The sequence below is a fragment of the Nocardia heshunensis genome, from assembly GCF_054782115.1.
The window spans coordinates 1473040-1488103 of sequence record NZ_BAAGTC010000009.1 but is presented as its reverse complement, the minus strand read 5'-3'; the positions used below and the strand labels follow the sequence as shown (position 1 = coordinate 1488103).

Here is a 15064-nt window from a genome sequence, read left to right as displayed (position 1 = left end):
CGGTCTCTCCTCGACTATTTGACGTTGACGTGCAGGTGTATGGAGCCGTCGGCGACCATCGCCAATGCTTGTGCGATGAGGGCGCTGATATCGATGTCCGCACCGGTGCGCACTGCGGTGTCGGCAAGCGGTTGGAGCATTGGAGTCAGCTGTTGGATCGCAGGTCCCGTCTTGGTGAGCACGCTGTCGAGCCGTTTCAGGAACGGCACCATCCCATCGCCGGTGTCGTAGTCGGCCGGTGAGTTGCCGACCTCGAACAGGCGGGACGCGACGTCGATGATGGTGTCGATGCTGACCCCGAATTGCTGCCATCCGGGCCCGGCGGTTTGCAGGCTCGGCCCGGCCCAGGACATGTCGGCGCCCATCGTCTGCATATCGGTGAGCAGCTGATGCAGCACCGTGCTGCGGCTGAGAATGGTGGCGGCCAGCAGCGTGTTGGCACGTTCGAGGCGCGGCATCTCGCCGCTCGTGCCGGCGATCGCGGTGTCGATCGTTCCGACCAGGGATTTCATTGTGGCGGGGTCGAATTGGCGTAGCAATTGCACGGCACGCACGGATACCTGCGGGATCGACATGGCCATCGGTGTGCCGCGGGTGTCCAGGAGTTGGTTGTCACTCAGATAGGGGCCGCTCTGGCTGGGCGGGTCGAACTCGACGTAGGGCTCCCCTAGGGCTGAAACCGCCTCGACACGAACAGTGCTCGCGGCGGGGACCCGGTATTGGTCGTCGAGGCGGAGTTGGAACTCGACACCGGTACCTGCCGTGGTGACCGCCGTGACCTTGCCGACCCGGACGCCGCTGAGAAGCACGGGCGTATCGGCGGTCGCGCCTCCCGAGTTGGCGAGAAGCATGCGAACGGTGATGTGGTCGCGCATCGGATTGATCTGCAGCACATCGATACTCAGATAGCTGATCCCGGTGACCAGAACGGCGGCGATGGCTGTCGCCGACAGCAGCGAACCTGGTTTGACCGAGCGCCTGATCCGGGTCATCGGACCACTCCGATCATCCGCAGTGTCGCGAGGATGTCTTGAACCTTGTCCTCGCGCGGGAGATCCGGGGCCGCGGCATCGGCGACGGTCGCTCCGACGATGTCGATCTTGGGACCGTGCTCGGTGAAGGGGATGATCTTTTCCCGGATCAAGGCGGTCAGCTTGCTGAGGTTCGAGGGGGCACTCAGGTCCAGGGGCCTGTTGGTGAACAAAAGGGGCACAATCGCGCGGGCCGAGTCGTCGAGGCCGGCGATCGCGGGGCCGAGCCAGCGGGCGTTGGTGGCGACGGGCCCGAGGGCGGACATGACGTACAGGACTCCGACGATCGAGCTGACAACGGTGGTCACATGTTGGACTCCGTAGTCGGAGAGCAGTTGGTCCAGCACGGGCTGGTCGTTGATCAGCTGGGTCGCGTTGGCTTGGAGCCCGTCGAGGAAGGTGTCGACATCGCCGAGGTTGGCCGCGACATCACGCAGGTCGCCGCCGAGTACGCCGAACATCCGTGCGGTGTCGGCCGGATCCGGGGGCAGTGCTGTATTGAGCTGGCGCACGGTTGTTTGCAGGTCGAGAAGTGCTCCGCTACCCATCGCGGTTGCGAGCCCGGCGAGGGTGTCTTCGACTTGCCGGGTCGGAATAGTCCGCTGCATCGGGATGGTCGAATCCGGGCCGAGGACCGGCCCTCCGGCATCCGGATGCGAGGTGAGAGCGACATACATATCGCCGAGAGGAGTTGCTTGCTGCAGCTCGGCGGTCGTGTCGACCGACAGTTTCGCCCTGTCGGTGATGTCCAGGGTGACTTCAGCAAACCCGTTCGGTCGGCCGTCAGGGCCGGGCACGACGATCCGGACGCTGTCGAGATTGCCTACCAGAACACCGTTCGCGAACACCTTGGCGCCAGGCGGCAGGTTCAGCACATCGGCGAACTGGATGTGTATCTGATAGGTGCGCCCACCGACGCGGGTTCCGGGCACCTCGATTGCGCCGGGGTCGAATCCGCATCCACCGACGGCCAGGGTCAACACCACGGCCGCAATCAGTGCTCCACGAATCTTCATCGGGCACCTACCGAAGCGAGTATCAGCTGCACGATTTGGGTGTACGCGAGCCCGTTGGCAGCTTCGGTGCATCTACCTGGTGCGAGCGCGTTGATCGCCGAACACAGCTGTGGTGCAGCCGCATCCGGAATGGCGAGAGTCGGTGGCGCGTAGGTGAGAGCCAGCCGTCCCGACTGCGGGTCGGTCGCGGTCGTGAACGCCTGTACGAGCGGGGGCATCATGGCGATCGCGTCCCGCATCGACCCCAGTCCAGCAGTGAGCAAAGGTATTTGGTCGGTTGCCGCATCGATCTTGCCCAGCAACGGGTCACCCAGCTCCATGATCGCCTCGTTGGCGGGAGGCAGTATGTCGCGCAGCGGGTCGAATACGTCGACCAGCGGCGGTACCACCTGGAAATTGGCGACATCGAGGACTGCGGTCAAGCGCGTGAGCATGTTCTCGACATCGGACCAGCCGTTCGCGGCGCTGTGCGCCAAGTCGGCCAGCGCATCGATCAGGGCACCGAGATGACCGATCGCGGCATCGGGCGAATTCATTGCCGAGCCCAGCCTGTGAATGATCGCGTTGATCTGGGGGCCCTGTCCGGCTGTCGCGTGGTCGACCGCTGTCAATCCCTGCGCGACGAGGTCGGGTTGGTCCGAATGGTCTCCACCGTTGAGCTCGTCGGCGAGACGGCCCAGTGCGTCGAACGTCGCGGTCATGCTCTTGGGTGTCACGGTCTTGGTGATGCATCGGCCCGGGTCCCAGTCGGGTCCGCTCGTTGTCGCGGTATCGAGGACAGCGAGCTTGCGGTCGGCGACGAGCGTGTCCGACAACGTGGTTGCTCCGACGTCACCGGCAAGACGACGATCGGCGGGGATCGCGAACTCGACGCGCGTACCGGCTCCTTCGGGGCGGATGGCGGTGACTCGCCCGATACGCAGCCCGAGCAGCGTGACGTCGCTGCCGGGGTAGAGCCCGATGCTGTCGGGCATCAGTGCACAGTAGGCGCGCATCCGCGGTGTGGGCTCGGCGATCCGATAGCCGACGATGGCAACGCCAGCGAGTACGAGAACCGTTGCCACGGAGACGAATCCGCGTGAGGCGAACAATCGGGTCACCATCAGCAAACCCTTCCTGGGACGGGCACGCAGATACCGGCGGCCTGGTAGGCGGTCTCGGAGCCGTCGACGGTGAGACCGTCTGGCGAAACAAGCTGTGTCAGGCGGGTTTCCAGCGTGTGGATGGAGTCCAGGAAGGCGTTCATCTTCCCGCCGATCTGATCGAGCTTCTGCATTGCCTCGATCAATGGCTGCGCCATCGGCCGAAGCGTCGTCTCCCATGCCTGCCCGATCGGGGCGAGCCGGTCGAGGACCCGGGCAAGAACCGTCAGGGCTTCGTGCATCTCCAGCCCGTGGTTCTCCACGATGGTCTCGAGGGTCCGCAGAGTACCGACCAGGGTGATCAGCACCTGTTTGCTGTCGTTCAGCGCAGTCAGGTACTCATCGGCCAACGACAGCGAACGCGAGATCTGGTCGTTCTGCTGATTCATGATGTCGACCACGCTCTCGACCGCGTTCAAGGTGCTGCGCAATGCTTCTGGGCTTTGCGTGATCGACGACTCGAGCGCCGCCACATTACGACGGAGGGTGTCACCATCGACTTGCTGGACGGGGGTGACCGCGTCCTGGAACACCTTCGGCAGGCTGTAGGGCAATATCACTCGGTCTGCGGGGATCACCGAGGTTCCCAGTGGTGCACTACCTCCGGGGATCAGAGCCACGTAGTGACCACCGACGATGGTCAGCATCCGCACGGCGAGTGTGGTTTGTGCACCGACGAATACGCTGTGATCGACTGTGAATCCCATGTCCACCTGGTGGTTTCGGATAGCCAGCGAGGTCACGTCGCCGACACGGATTCCCGCAAGCCGTACCTCGTCGCCGACCCGCACCGAGCCGGCGTCGGACATGTGAGCCGTGTATGTCCGTGCGCCGGGGGCGATGTGATTCACCCAGACAAGAGCGGCGGCTGACACGACCACGCAGACGAGGACGAGGACTCCCAGCCGAATGTCGACCCGCGCGCGGGCAGCGTCGGTTGGGGCGGGCCGAGCCCGTCGGCCGATCGGTCGGATCCGAATCAGTTGTTGCACAGTGAGATCCTTTGTCCGCCGAGGAGAAGCTGAAGAGGCCGCGGTGGCTGCGCGGCACCGTGGGCGCAGCCTGGCTGCAGGCCGGGTACCGCGCTGGGGATCATCGCTGCCAGTGCTTGCAGCACGGCAGGTAGGCGGTTCAAGGTCTCGACGGTCTGGCCGGGGTCCGGAAAAGCCGCCTGGAGTAGGCGATCGAAATCCGGGTTCGGCGAGGGCGTCAGGCCGATGGTGGCGAGCAGCCGGTCGGTCGGTAACAGGACTGGAGGAATCTGCTGAGAAAAGTCGACCAGCCCGCCGATCCGTTGGGTCAGGCCGACAAAGACCGAGGTGAGCTGGCGCAGCAGTTGAACGGTGTTGCCTGACTTTCCGCCGAGTTGCTGGGAGACCTGTCCGAGGTTGCGGACGAGGGTGGCGATTACCGTCTGCCGGTCGCTGACGTAGTTGCTCAGATTTTCGATAGCACCGAGCGCAGGGCCCAATCCGGTGCCGGAGCCCTCGATGACGGCCAGCATGCTGGTCGCGAACTGATTCAGGTCCGCCGGAGTCAACTGGGCGAGTACCGGCTCCAGTCCGTTGAACACGGTCGTGATATCGAACGAGGGAACGGTATGGTCGGTCCTGATCCGCTGGCGCGGATCACGCTGTTTACCTGGGTCTTTGGCCTGTTGAATGTCGAGATACCGCTGACCGCTGAGGTTCTGATACCGAATGGCGAGGGTGCTGTTGTCGAGCAGAGCAACCGATCGCCGAGCGGAGAACTGGACGGCGGCGTGGGTGCCGATCAGGCGGATCTCCCCTACTTTGCCGACCCGCACGCCGTAGACGCGCACGTCATCTCCCGTTCTCAGACCGCTGACGTCCGCGAATTCCGCTGTGTAGGTGTTGGTACCACCTGTTACCGGCCGTTCGATCACCTGGAAGATTCCAGTGAGCAACAGCGCCATCGCGCCCGCAAAGGCCATGATTCGCATCAGAACTGACCAGATGCTCATCGTGCCCCCTGTCCGGCAGCCAAGGCTGCGGTCAGCGGTGCCGCGAGACCTGGCACGCCGCGGAGGTCGACACTGACATTGAGCACGGGGCCGCCCGGGGTATCGGGCATGGCTTGGTTGAGCCGGTCGAGCAGCTCGCTCAGGTCGTGCCCGGATTGCTCCGGTGTCGGCACGATGTGAGCCAGTGCCGCAAGGACGGGTACCAGAGTCGCTGTGGTGCCGGCGAAGTATCGCTCGCCCGTGGCCAATACGCTCGTCACGCTGGGCAGGAGCTCGGTTTCGAGCATGCGCGCGCTGGCGTCGAATTTCTGAACATGTTCCGGGCTGCGCATGTATTCGGCGTTGTTGGCCGCGCCCAGTAGTTGCAGCAGTCCGTCAGTGGTGGAGGGCAATCCGCCGAGCATGGACCCGTACTGGCCGAGGAGAAACGAGCTCGGCAGCCGCTGGGTATCGGCGATATCTCGGGTGATCGAGATGATGGTTTCGATCAGTGGCGTGAATGCCTTTGTGCCCGTGGAGATTCGCTGTAACACCGGGACCAGTTCGGGAGAGAGGACGTCGTTGCTGAAGGATCCGAGCTGGTTGAGCAGTGTCGAGATCGTCGCGTCACGAGCACGGCCGGACCGAGTTCCCGTCAGGTCGACTATGGAGTGCGCTGATAGGCGGTCGCCCGCGGTCCCACGCTGCAGTTCGACCTCGGAGACACCGAAGAGATTGGCCGGCACGAAGTCGATTCCGAGACCATCGGTCAAGCCGGACGCCGAGCCCTTTTCCAGGTCCAAGGTGAGCTGCAGGTGGCGGTCGGTGGGTTCGATCGCCGCGATTCGCCCGATTTGCACGCCGTCGAGGCGTACGTCGTCGCCGACCACGATGCCGGCACCGACCTCGTCGGTGAGCACCGAGACCGCGAATGTGCCGTCATCGCTGGTCGGCCGGGCGGACCAGCCGATCAGGACGACGGTCGAGACAGCAGCCGCCAGCAGGCCGATCGAGCGCGCGCGACGCGCGTCGACGGTAGTTCCTGGAAGTCCGTATACAGGCATAGCGGTCACCCCACAAACCGAACGGGTGAGGTGAACCCCCACAGCAGCATGGTCATGATCATGTCGAGGGCGATGACCGCCACCAGGCTGGCCCGGATGGCTCGACCAGAGGCGATGCCGACACCCTCAGGACCGCCGGTTGCGAAAAACCCTTGGTAGCAGTGAATTACGATGACGGCCACCGCGAAAACCATCACCTTGACGACCGCAGCGGCGATGTCGCGGCCCGCTACGAACATGTCGAAGTAGTGGTTGTAGACACCACTCGGCTCACTGTGCAGCTGCAGGACGATCATCGCGCTGGCCGCGTAACCGAGAATCAGCGCGATCAGAAACGAGGGAACGATGGCGACCAGTGCCGCGATGACGCGGGTCGTGACCACGAAGGGCACCGACCGCACGCCCAGTGATTCGATCGCGTCGATCTCCTCTGCGATGCGCATCGACCCGATTTCGGCGGTCATCCGGCATCCGGCCTGCGCCGCGAACCCTATTCCGGCGGCGATCGGAGCGAGCTCACGGGTATTGGCGAACGCCGAAACGACTCCGGTGAGCTGTCCGAGAGAGACGAGATCGAGTGCGCTGTACGACTCGATGCCGGTGGTCGCGCCGACCGCCACGCCCATGACCGCCATGACCGCCGCTGTGCCGCCGCCGACGATCAACGCGCCACGGCCCCACATCATGTCCGTGATCACTGTCATCGTCTGTGCCCGATAGTGTTTCAGCACGAATGGCACCGATGACAGCACCTGCCACAGGAATCCGAGTGCGAATCCGAAAGTGTCGATCGGGGCCCACCCGTAGCGTTGGGCGCTCCGTGTCCAGCGCAGCCCCTTGGCCGTGTACGGCGCGGCCATCACGCCAGCTCCGTCGGCAGGAACATCGCGGCGACCTGTGTGATCGCGGCGTTGACCACGGCGATTGTGACGACAGACAGGATCACGGACGCGTTGACACCGTCCGCGACGCCACGGGGACCGCCTTTGGCCTCGAGTCCTCGCTGGCAGGCGATACAGACGACCAGGTAGCCGAAAAGCACCGACTTGCCCAGTGAAACCCACACGTCTGCTCCGCCGGTGAACGCGCCGAACGATTCCCAATAGCTTCCGGGTGTCACTCCGAGTTCGGCGATCGCGACGAGGTATCCGGCGATTACGCCCGTGGCGATGATCAGCACGTTGAGCAGTGGAGCGACCAGCAACATCGCGGCCATTCGTGGGACGGCAAGCCGTTGCCGGGGATCGATGCCCATGACCCGCATCGCGTCGACCTCGTCGCGTATCGTGCGGGCACCCAGATCCGCGGCAATCGCCGCCGCGCCGGCCCCGCCCAGCAACAGGCCGGTCGCCAGGGGCGCGCCCTGCTTGATGACCCCCAGCCCACCGGCAGCGCCGATCAAGGAGTTGGCGCCGAGCTGGTTGACCATATTGCCGACCTGAACCGAAACGATCACGCCGAACGGAATTGCCATCAGCACACCGGGAATCGCGGTTACCTTGATGAGAAACCATGCCTGCGTGAGCATTTCGCGCCATTGAAACCGACCACACACCAGATCGACGCTCGCGATCGCGGCAGCCTCGACACCCGAGCGCGCAGTCCTTCCGAGCGTGCCGACGCTGGCGATCACCGTCGCGGCCAACGTATTCCGCAGTACGCCTAGCCCAAACCGATCCCTTACTCGACTGGGGGTTGGTGGCCCGACCGAGCCGGGACGGCTGGCTACATTGCCGTTTCGCATCTCATTTTTTCCTTCGTCTCACCGCGGCCCGGTCATTCCGGCAGCGGCAGCGCGGTCCCTGAGTCCACGAGGTCGATGGGCTATGCCATCTCATGAATCGTGACTGGGATCACGTCGTACCTAATCAGTCGATCAGTTTTCTGTCAATACCCTGATCGATCGATTAGGCTTCGAGGATGACCAAGGGACCCGCGCCAGGACCGACCACACGGCCATCGGCCGATGCCACCCGCGAACGCATCCTCGCCGCCGCCCTCGACCTGTTCTCGACCCTGTCGTACGACGGCGCATCGATGCGAGAAATCGCCTCGCGAGCAGGCGTGACCCAGCCGCTGCTCAATTACCACTTCAGCTCGAAGGAAGAGTTGTGGCGGACAGCGGTCGACGGATTGTTCGACACCCTCGGGCAGGCGATATCGAATCGCAGTCAAGGGCTCCGGGGTGTCGACGAACTGACCGTGGCGAAGTTGCTGGTCCGCGAGTACATCTACTTCGCGGCCGAGCACCCAGAGTTGACTCGCATCGTCAACCAGGAGAACAAGGCCGACAGCTCACGCATGGACTGGCTGGTCGAAAAGCACGTTCGCCCCTTCTACAACATGGCGACGGCCATGTTCGGCCACCTGGTCAGCACCGGCGACATGCCCGACATACCGACCGAGTACGCCTACTACATCCTCACCGGCGCAGGCACGAACATGTTCGTCCTGGGACCGGAATGCCACCGCCTCTCCGGGGTCGACCCGACCGCCCGCGAGGTGATCGAGGGCTACGCAGACGCGATCATCTTGTTTCTTTTCGGCACCCAAGGACGGCACCACCCGTGATAGCAACCATCGCACTCGCCGCTCTACTGGCGATCCTCTTCCTCGTGGTCGGCATCAGCATGGTTCTGGCTCTCGATTTCCAACGGGCCAACGCCGCGCATCTCGGATACAGCGTCGCGGCCTTCCGCCGCATCGGCGTGCTCGCACTCCTCGGCGCTGTGGGCGTACTGCTCGGCCTGGCGATACCGGCCGTAGGCGTGCTGGCGGCGATCGGACTGGTGGCAATGATGGCTGGGGCCGTTATTTCCCACCGCCGCGCCCACGACGGGTTCGACAAGCTCACCCCTCCGATCGCGACCGCGATCATGGCGACCGTCTATCTGGTTCTCGTTGTACTCCATTGAGGCTGTTGACCTGGAGCCTAATTTCGGCAACACTGTAACCATTATGAACAGGCGACAGACAGCGGACGATTACATCGACGCAGATTCGCGGTTCACGACCGTCGAGGGCCTGGACGTGCATTACAAGCGCGCCGGAGCCGGACCGGCCGTGGTGCTGCTGCACGGCAGCGGTTCATCGCTGCACCACTTCGACGAGGTCGCGGCCGGTTTGGCGTCATCGTTCGACGTGATCCGGCCGGACCTGCCGGGCTTCGGACTCACGGGCCCTCGACCCGACCGCGACTACCACGTCCAGACCTACATACACACCGTGGCGGCCTTCATGGACGCCCTCGGCATCAAGACCGCCACGCTGGTCGGAAACTCTCTAGGCGGCAATATCGCCTGGAACTTCACGCTGGACTACCCCGACCGGGTGCATGCGCTCGTCCTCATCAATGCCACCGGCTATCCGGGGAAGTCACTTCCGTTGGGTATCAAGCTCGCACGGAACCCGGTGACGCGGCAGTTGCTGCGGCGCATGACCTCCCGGGCGGCGACCGAACGAAATCTGAGGCAGGCGTTCGGACCCGGAGTGAAGGTCGACGCAGCGACGATCGACCGCGTACACGCGATGTTGTCGCGGCCGGGAAACCTCGACGCGTTCATCGATTTCGCCAACACCGATCAGATCGACCGCACTGCGGAAATTCCACGAATCACCACACCGACATTGGTTCTGCGCGGCGCGGAGATGGAAGGGCAACTCTTCGCCCGAGACATCCCCGCCAGCAAGGAATCCGCGCACCCGGGCGGGGGACATCTCCTCCCGGAAGAGGCACCCGCCTGGGTCGAGACCGAGATCCGGAACTTCCTGACCACAGACTCCCGGTTCGCGCCGCATCAGCCGCAGGAGGAACGACCATGAGGTATTTCGTCGCCCGCGGCGAGCACCGTAGCTTGGACTCGTCCGCCCGATCGACGCTCCGTGGCAGTTTCGTCCAATGCTCCGACGGCGTCACCCATTACGAGTTTGCCGGTCCGGACGGCGGTGAGTTGGTCGTGCTCGCACCCGGCATAACGATCCCGTTGTTCTACTGGGACGGGTTCGCCGACGAACTGCACCGGCGCGGCTATCGAACGCTGGCATACAGCGCCTATGGACGCGGCTATTCCGATCGGGTGCAGGCGGTGTACGACGAGACCCTGTTCGTTCGTCAATTATCCGATCTGACAACGCAACTCGGCCTCGGCGGACCCTGGCACCTGATCGGAACATCGATGGGCGCATTGGTGGCAATGGCCTTCGCCACCGAGCACGTCGACCAAACGAAGACCCTCACCCTCGTCGGTCCCGCCGGCCTGCAGCAGACCTCACCGCCGGGAGCGGGATTGCTTCGGCACGACCGGATCGCCGCTCTGGTCGGCAAGTACCTCGGCCCGCGGATGCTGAACAACCATCTGTCCCACAACGTCCGTGATCCAGCACAGTCGGAAGTACTGACCGCAATGGTGCGCTCGTGCTACGAGATCGAGGGCTCCATCTTTTCCCTGTTCGCCACGCTGGCGGACTACCCGACGGCTTCCCGGCAGCACCTTTACGCGGCCATCGGCCGGACGCGGGTGCCGTCGTTGCTCCTCTGGGGCGACGATGACCAGGTCACTCCGATCTCCGCGCTCGACCAGGCCCGCGAACTACTCACCCCCGCCGAATGGCATGTCTTCAAGGAGTGCGGGCATATGGCCCCCTACGAGCGACCCGCCGAGGTGGCCGACCGATTCGTTGCGTTCGCTGAAGACGCAGACAGGAAGGCGCGCCGATGACTGAAGACATGCTCGACGTTCTCGTCGTCGGCGCAGGCCCGACCGGCACAGCGCTGGCCATCGACCTCGTGCGCCGAGGGCTCGACGTCCGCATCATCGACAAGGCAGCGGCTTCCTTCGAGGGTTCGAGAGCGAAGGGAGTCCAACCCCGCAGCCTCGAATTGCTCTACGATCTCGGCCTTCTCGACACCATCCTCGCCGCTGGTTCCACGTACCCTCGCCTCGGTATTCATCTGGGACCGGCGGCGATTCCGTGGGAGATGTTCCCTCAGTCCGACCCCACCTCGGATGTGCCGTACCCGAATACCTGGCTGATTCCGCAACACCGCACCGACGCGGCGCTGCATGCCCGGCTGAAAGAGTTGGGTACGGCAGTCGAGTACGCGCAGGAACTGGTCTCACTGGACCAAGGCCCGGATGCGGTCGTCACCACGGTCTCCGACGGTGAGGCCACGCAGACGATCCGGTCCCGTTACGTTGTCGGGGCCGACGGCGGTTCGAGTGCCGTTCGACGCTCGCTCGGAATCGGTTTCCTGGGAAACACCGACGAGGGCGACCGGATGGTCATCGTCGACGCCTCGGTCACCGGACTCAGTCGCGACCGCTGGCACGTCTGGCCGGGTCCACGCGGACGATTCGTCGGCGCGTGCCCGCTGCCGAACTCCGACCAGTTCCAATGGATGATCCGCCTGCGCCCGGACGAAGACCCGCCGCTCGATTTGGACCAAATCCAACAACGGATACGGAAACACACGCGCAACAAGGCAATTCGACTGTCCGACATCACATGGAAATCGGTGTTCCGGCCCAACGTTCGCATGGTCGAGAAATACCGATCGGGTCGAGTTCTGCTCGCCGGAGACGCGGCACATGTGCATACGCCGGCCGGGGCCCAAGGACTCAACACGGGACTGCAGGACGCCAACAACCTCGGGTGGAAGCTCGGGCAGGTGCTCGCGGGCGCCCCGGACACTTTGCTGGATTCATACGAAGCCGAACGCCTCCCGATCGCGGCCGGCGTGCTGAAACTGTCGACAGCGAAGTATGAGGGCGTCGCGAAACTGGATCCCTCCAGCATCAAACGCGGGAGCGACGAACGCCAACTCGGTCTGAACTACCGGGGCGGACCGTTGGCTCCGCCCAACGCCGGGCGTACAACCACACTGCAGGCAGGAGATCGTGCTCCGGACGCGAAATTCCTGAGTGCTGCCGGTGGCCCTGTGCGGTTGTTCGAGATCACCCGAGGGCCCCACTTCACTGCGATCGCTTTCGGTCCGGGTGCCGCGGCAGATCTCGAGACCGTGCAATGGCCCAGTGCCGGTGCATCGTTGATCCGGGTGGCGGTCAATGCGGGCGACCATGCTCATGCCGACTTCGTCGTCTCGGATATCACCGGCACATTCCGACGAACCTACGGACTGCAGGAGGACACACTGCTGCTGTTACGGCCCGACGGCTACATCGGATCGATCGCCACCCGCAACAGCGGCGATCTCACCCAGACGTTCATCCAAGCGCTCACACCACCCGTAGGCGACGCCGCGAAACAGCACAACTACTCGCGGTAATGCACAAACCCTGCCTGCGTTACCTCACAGCCCGCAGGCAGGGTCGATACCACACTCAGATCGAGACAACGCCCGATCCGCTCACCACGAGCGCCGAGATAGCATGGCACACAACAGAATCAACCCAGGGCTGCGCCGTGGAGGCTGGATCCCGTTGCCACGCACGGAGAATCGTCAGCGTCACCGCCCACACCTGATCCACAGCAACACAGGGGTCACAGACCTCGAATGACCCATTCTCCATTCCGGCCAACACCGGCTTGCGAAGATATTCCAGTACTGCCGCATGCTCCACAAAGCCGAATCCTTCGGTGAGCGCAACCAGGGCGACCTCTGGGTGGGACATCCCAAGCCCCGCGAGAGTACGCAGGTACGCCCCCAGGGTGACGACGGGCCCTTCAGTTTCATCCGATGATCGCTCGAGAGCCTCCAGGAGTTCAGAGATCAACTCAGCCATGGCTACTTCGAGGAGCTGAGCCTTGCTCTCGAAATGGTTATAGAACGATCCCGTGCTCACGCCTGCGTCATGGGCAAGATCCGCTATCCCGACCTGAGCTGCCCGCCCCCGCACGAGAGCGTGCCGTCCGGATCGCAGCAGCGCCTCACGAGTGGCACGCGACCGACGGGCGCGAGTGCCACCCTCTACGGCGGGCACGGAGCTCTTCCCGTCCACCTGGCTAGTCCCAACTGTCTCAGCCCACCCCGCTATAATGGCTACATTGTTGCCGATATCAGCGGGGCCGTCAACAATTGCGGCCACAACGTTGCCCATAGACTCCGATCAGGTGCACCAACGCCAACCCAGGAGACAGATGCGATGAGTACCGCCAGCCGCGATGCCGACTCAACGGGCACCCGTCGCTCACCTGGACGGCCACGGGTTCCCCTCGACCGGATCATCGCGGCCGCCATCACCATCGTCGACGAAGAAGGCCCCGACGCATTGACGATGCGATCAGTGGCCCAGCGCCTGGCAACCGGCACCGCGGTCCTCTACCGAGCCGTAGACAACCGCGCTGAACTACTCGCACATGTCGTGGACTGGGTATTCGGCCAGATCACCATCAGCCCGGACATCGGCGAACAGGGCTGGAAGAGGGGCTGCATCGACGCCGCCGAGGCCATCTTCGACACCATCAGCAAGCATCCCGGCATCGCGCCACTGCTGATCGAGCGAGTGCCGGTCGGACCGAATACCCTTGCACTACGGGAGCGCTTCCTGGCAGTACTGCTCGCCAATGGCTTCCCCCCACCGGCCGCAGCGCGGTCATACGCACTGCTCGCGCGCTACACACTCGGCTTCGCGGCGCAATTGCGAACCCATGCCCCCACCGAAAAAGTCGAAGCTACAGCCGTCGCTGCCCTTTTTCACCAACTCGATGCCGAACGCTTCCCCGCAACGATCGCAGTCGCCGACTACCTGCCTATGCAGACACTGCACGAGGAGTTCCGGTTCGGCCTCGAACTACTCGTCTCCGGCCTGGCAGCCCATCGCGAGGAAACCGAAGACTGACGAGAACGCGGGAGAACTTCTAGCTGTCGAGCAACGCCGGGGCGAAGATGTCGTCGATCTTCCACCGTCGAGACGACAAGCCTTGTTCGTAGTGATAACGCAGGTAGGTGTCGAGGGCTGTGTGGTTGGCGGCGATGCCGTAGGGCCACCAGTTATCGCCGAACTGTTCGCCGTTGCGTTCGATCAGCGCGTTCATCCACGGCACCATGGTTTGGACCTCGTACAGTCTGCGGTTGCGGCGATAGTATTCGGCGGCAATGTCTTTCGCTTGAGAGAAGACCCGGTAGACGTCCTGCGCGAGGCCGGGGCGCTCAGGCAGCAGATCCCGTCGGACGACGATGGTATGCATGATCGGGAAGATCCCGGTGCGCCGGTGATAGTCACGTTCCAGCGGCTCGAAGTCGGGGAACAGCCGGGCGACGTTCGCAGATCCGTCGAGCACGCACTGCGGAACGTTCGCCGAGAAGAGAGCGTCGATCTCGCCCGCATCCAGCATCGCGCTCAGCGTCGCACCCGGGGGCGCGGCGGTCACCTCGAGCTTGTCCGGGCGTGGGTGCGGGATGAAATCAAAAGGGGGCGTGGGAGATTCGAGGCCACCGATCACCCAGCGGTTCTGTTCGGGCTTGAATCCGTACTCGTCGGCGAGGATCCCCTTGGCCCACACGCCGGAGTCCTGGCCGTAGGTGCCGAATTCTCCGATGGTGCGTCCGGTCAGATCGGCAGGGCAGGTGATGCCGCGGTGGGTGTTGACGAAGATGCACGAGTGCCGGAACACCCGGTTCGGGAAGATCGGCAGCGCCACGTACGGCAAGCCTGTTTCGAGCAGGCGCAGGTAGAACGTCAACCCGAGTTCGGCGATGTCGAAGTCGTTTCCGCGGATCAGCCGCTCGAAGATCTCCGGCAGGGTGGCTGCGGTTTCCATGGTGACGTCGCTGCCGTCGACGGTAGTGCTCTCGTCGAAAAGCGCTCGCGTGGTGTCGTAGCGGAAGCATCCGATGGTGAGGGTGGGGTTGGTCATGAGCGTGAATCTCCTTGTCGGCTCTACGCTT

At 63.9% G+C, this 15064-nt stretch carries 16 protein-coding genes; 6 read left to right on the top strand and 10 right to left on the bottom strand.

Features of this window, described 5'->3' with window-relative positions:
* Positions 1–14: 14 nt before the first annotated feature.
* The 8 genes from ACYVN4_RS35150 to ACYVN4_RS35115 all read right to left on the bottom strand — a co-directional run bounded on the left by ACYVN4_RS35150 (position 15) and on the right by ACYVN4_RS35115 (position 7849).
* Positions 15–992 (bottom strand): MlaD family protein, encoded by a 978-nt coding sequence (locus ACYVN4_RS35150; RefSeq protein WP_460726624.1) that lies wholly within the window; start codon positions 990–992, stop codon positions 15–17.
* Positions 989–2047, bottom strand: coding sequence for an MlaD family protein (locus ACYVN4_RS35145; RefSeq protein ID WP_460726622.1), 1059 nt, complete (start codon positions 2045–2047; stop codon positions 989–991). The genes ACYVN4_RS35150 and ACYVN4_RS35145 overlap by 4 nt, the downstream gene beginning before the upstream one ends.
* On the bottom strand, positions 2044–3150 hold the full coding sequence (locus ACYVN4_RS35140; protein WP_460726620.1) for an MlaD family protein: 1107 nt from the start codon (positions 3148–3150) through the stop codon (positions 2044–2046). The genes ACYVN4_RS35145 and ACYVN4_RS35140 overlap by 4 nt, the downstream gene beginning before the upstream one ends.
* Positions 3150–4181, bottom strand: a complete 1032-nt coding sequence (locus tag ACYVN4_RS35135; protein WP_460726618.1) for an MlaD family protein — start codon at positions 4179–4181, stop codon at positions 3150–3152. Before ACYVN4_RS35135 ends, ACYVN4_RS35140 begins: the two co-directional genes overlap by 1 nt.
* On the bottom strand, positions 4169–5173 hold the full coding sequence (locus ACYVN4_RS35130; RefSeq protein ID WP_460726617.1) for an MlaD family protein: 1005 nt from the start codon (positions 5171–5173) through the stop codon (positions 4169–4171). Before ACYVN4_RS35130 ends, ACYVN4_RS35135 begins: the two co-directional genes overlap by 13 nt.
* Positions 5170–6072 carry an MlaD family protein gene (locus tag ACYVN4_RS35125; protein ID WP_460726615.1) on the bottom strand — a complete coding sequence of 301 codons (903 nt, stop codon included), beginning with the start codon at positions 6070–6072 and terminating at the stop codon, positions 5170–5172. The genes ACYVN4_RS35130 and ACYVN4_RS35125 overlap by 4 nt, the downstream gene beginning before the upstream one ends.
* Before the next feature lie 149 nt (positions 6073–6221).
* Positions 6222–7076 (bottom strand): ABC transporter permease, encoded by an 855-nt coding sequence (locus tag ACYVN4_RS35120; RefSeq protein ID WP_460726613.1) that lies wholly within the window; start codon positions 7074–7076, stop codon positions 6222–6224.
* Positions 7076–7849 (bottom strand): ABC transporter permease, encoded by a 774-nt coding sequence (locus ACYVN4_RS35115; RefSeq protein ID WP_460726611.1) that lies wholly within the window; start codon positions 7847–7849, stop codon positions 7076–7078. The genes ACYVN4_RS35120 and ACYVN4_RS35115 overlap by 1 nt, the downstream gene beginning before the upstream one ends.
* A gap of 287 nt (positions 7850–8136) precedes the next feature.
* On the opposite strand from ACYVN4_RS35115, the gene ACYVN4_RS35110 reads away from it, so the two are divergent.
* From ACYVN4_RS35110 to ACYVN4_RS35090, 5 genes are read left to right on the top strand one after another with little or no spacing between them, the layout of a single operon-like run.
* Positions 8137–8787, top strand: a complete 651-nt coding sequence (locus ACYVN4_RS35110; RefSeq protein WP_460726609.1) for a TetR/AcrR family transcriptional regulator — start codon at positions 8137–8139, stop codon at positions 8785–8787.
* A complete protein-coding gene (locus ACYVN4_RS35105) occupies positions 8784–9131 on the top strand; it encodes a DoxX family protein (RefSeq protein WP_460726607.1) in 348 nt (115 codons plus the stop codon). Before ACYVN4_RS35110 ends, ACYVN4_RS35105 begins: the two co-directional genes overlap by 4 nt.
* Before the next feature lie 43 nt (positions 9132–9174).
* Positions 9175–10038: an alpha/beta fold hydrolase gene (locus tag ACYVN4_RS35100; RefSeq protein ID WP_460726606.1), complete on the top strand. Its 864-nt coding sequence runs from the start codon at positions 9175–9177 to the stop codon at positions 10036–10038.
* Positions 10035–10934 (top strand): alpha/beta fold hydrolase, encoded by a 900-nt coding sequence (locus ACYVN4_RS35095; protein ID WP_460726604.1) that lies wholly within the window; start codon positions 10035–10037, stop codon positions 10932–10934. The genes ACYVN4_RS35100 and ACYVN4_RS35095 overlap by 4 nt, the downstream gene beginning before the upstream one ends.
* Complete coding sequence (locus ACYVN4_RS35090) at positions 10931–12502, top strand: FAD-dependent oxidoreductase (RefSeq protein ID WP_460726602.1); 1572 nt, start codon at positions 10931–10933, stop codon at positions 12500–12502. Before ACYVN4_RS35095 ends, ACYVN4_RS35090 begins: the two co-directional genes overlap by 4 nt.
* Before the next feature lie 55 nt (positions 12503–12557).
* On the opposite strand, the gene ACYVN4_RS35085 is transcribed toward ACYVN4_RS35090, so the two are convergent.
* The gene (locus ACYVN4_RS35085) at positions 12558–13019 is read right to left on the bottom strand and encodes a TetR/AcrR family transcriptional regulator (protein ID WP_460726601.1); all 462 of its coding nucleotides are present in this window, start codon (positions 13017–13019) and stop codon (positions 12558–12560) included.
* 9 nt (positions 13020–13028) lie between these two features.
* Between ACYVN4_RS35085 and ACYVN4_RS35080 the strand changes: the two genes are divergently transcribed.
* Positions 13029–14015, top strand: a complete 987-nt coding sequence (locus ACYVN4_RS35080; RefSeq protein ID WP_460726599.1) for a TetR/AcrR family transcriptional regulator — start codon at positions 13029–13031, stop codon at positions 14013–14015.
* A gap of 19 nt (positions 14016–14034) precedes the next feature.
* Here ACYVN4_RS35080 and ACYVN4_RS35075 read toward each other — a convergent pair whose 3' ends face one another.
* Entirely contained in the window at positions 14035–15033 is a 999-nt protein-coding gene (locus ACYVN4_RS35075; protein ID WP_460726597.1) for a substrate-binding domain-containing protein, read from the bottom strand.
* Positions 15034–15064: the final 31 nt, after the last annotated feature.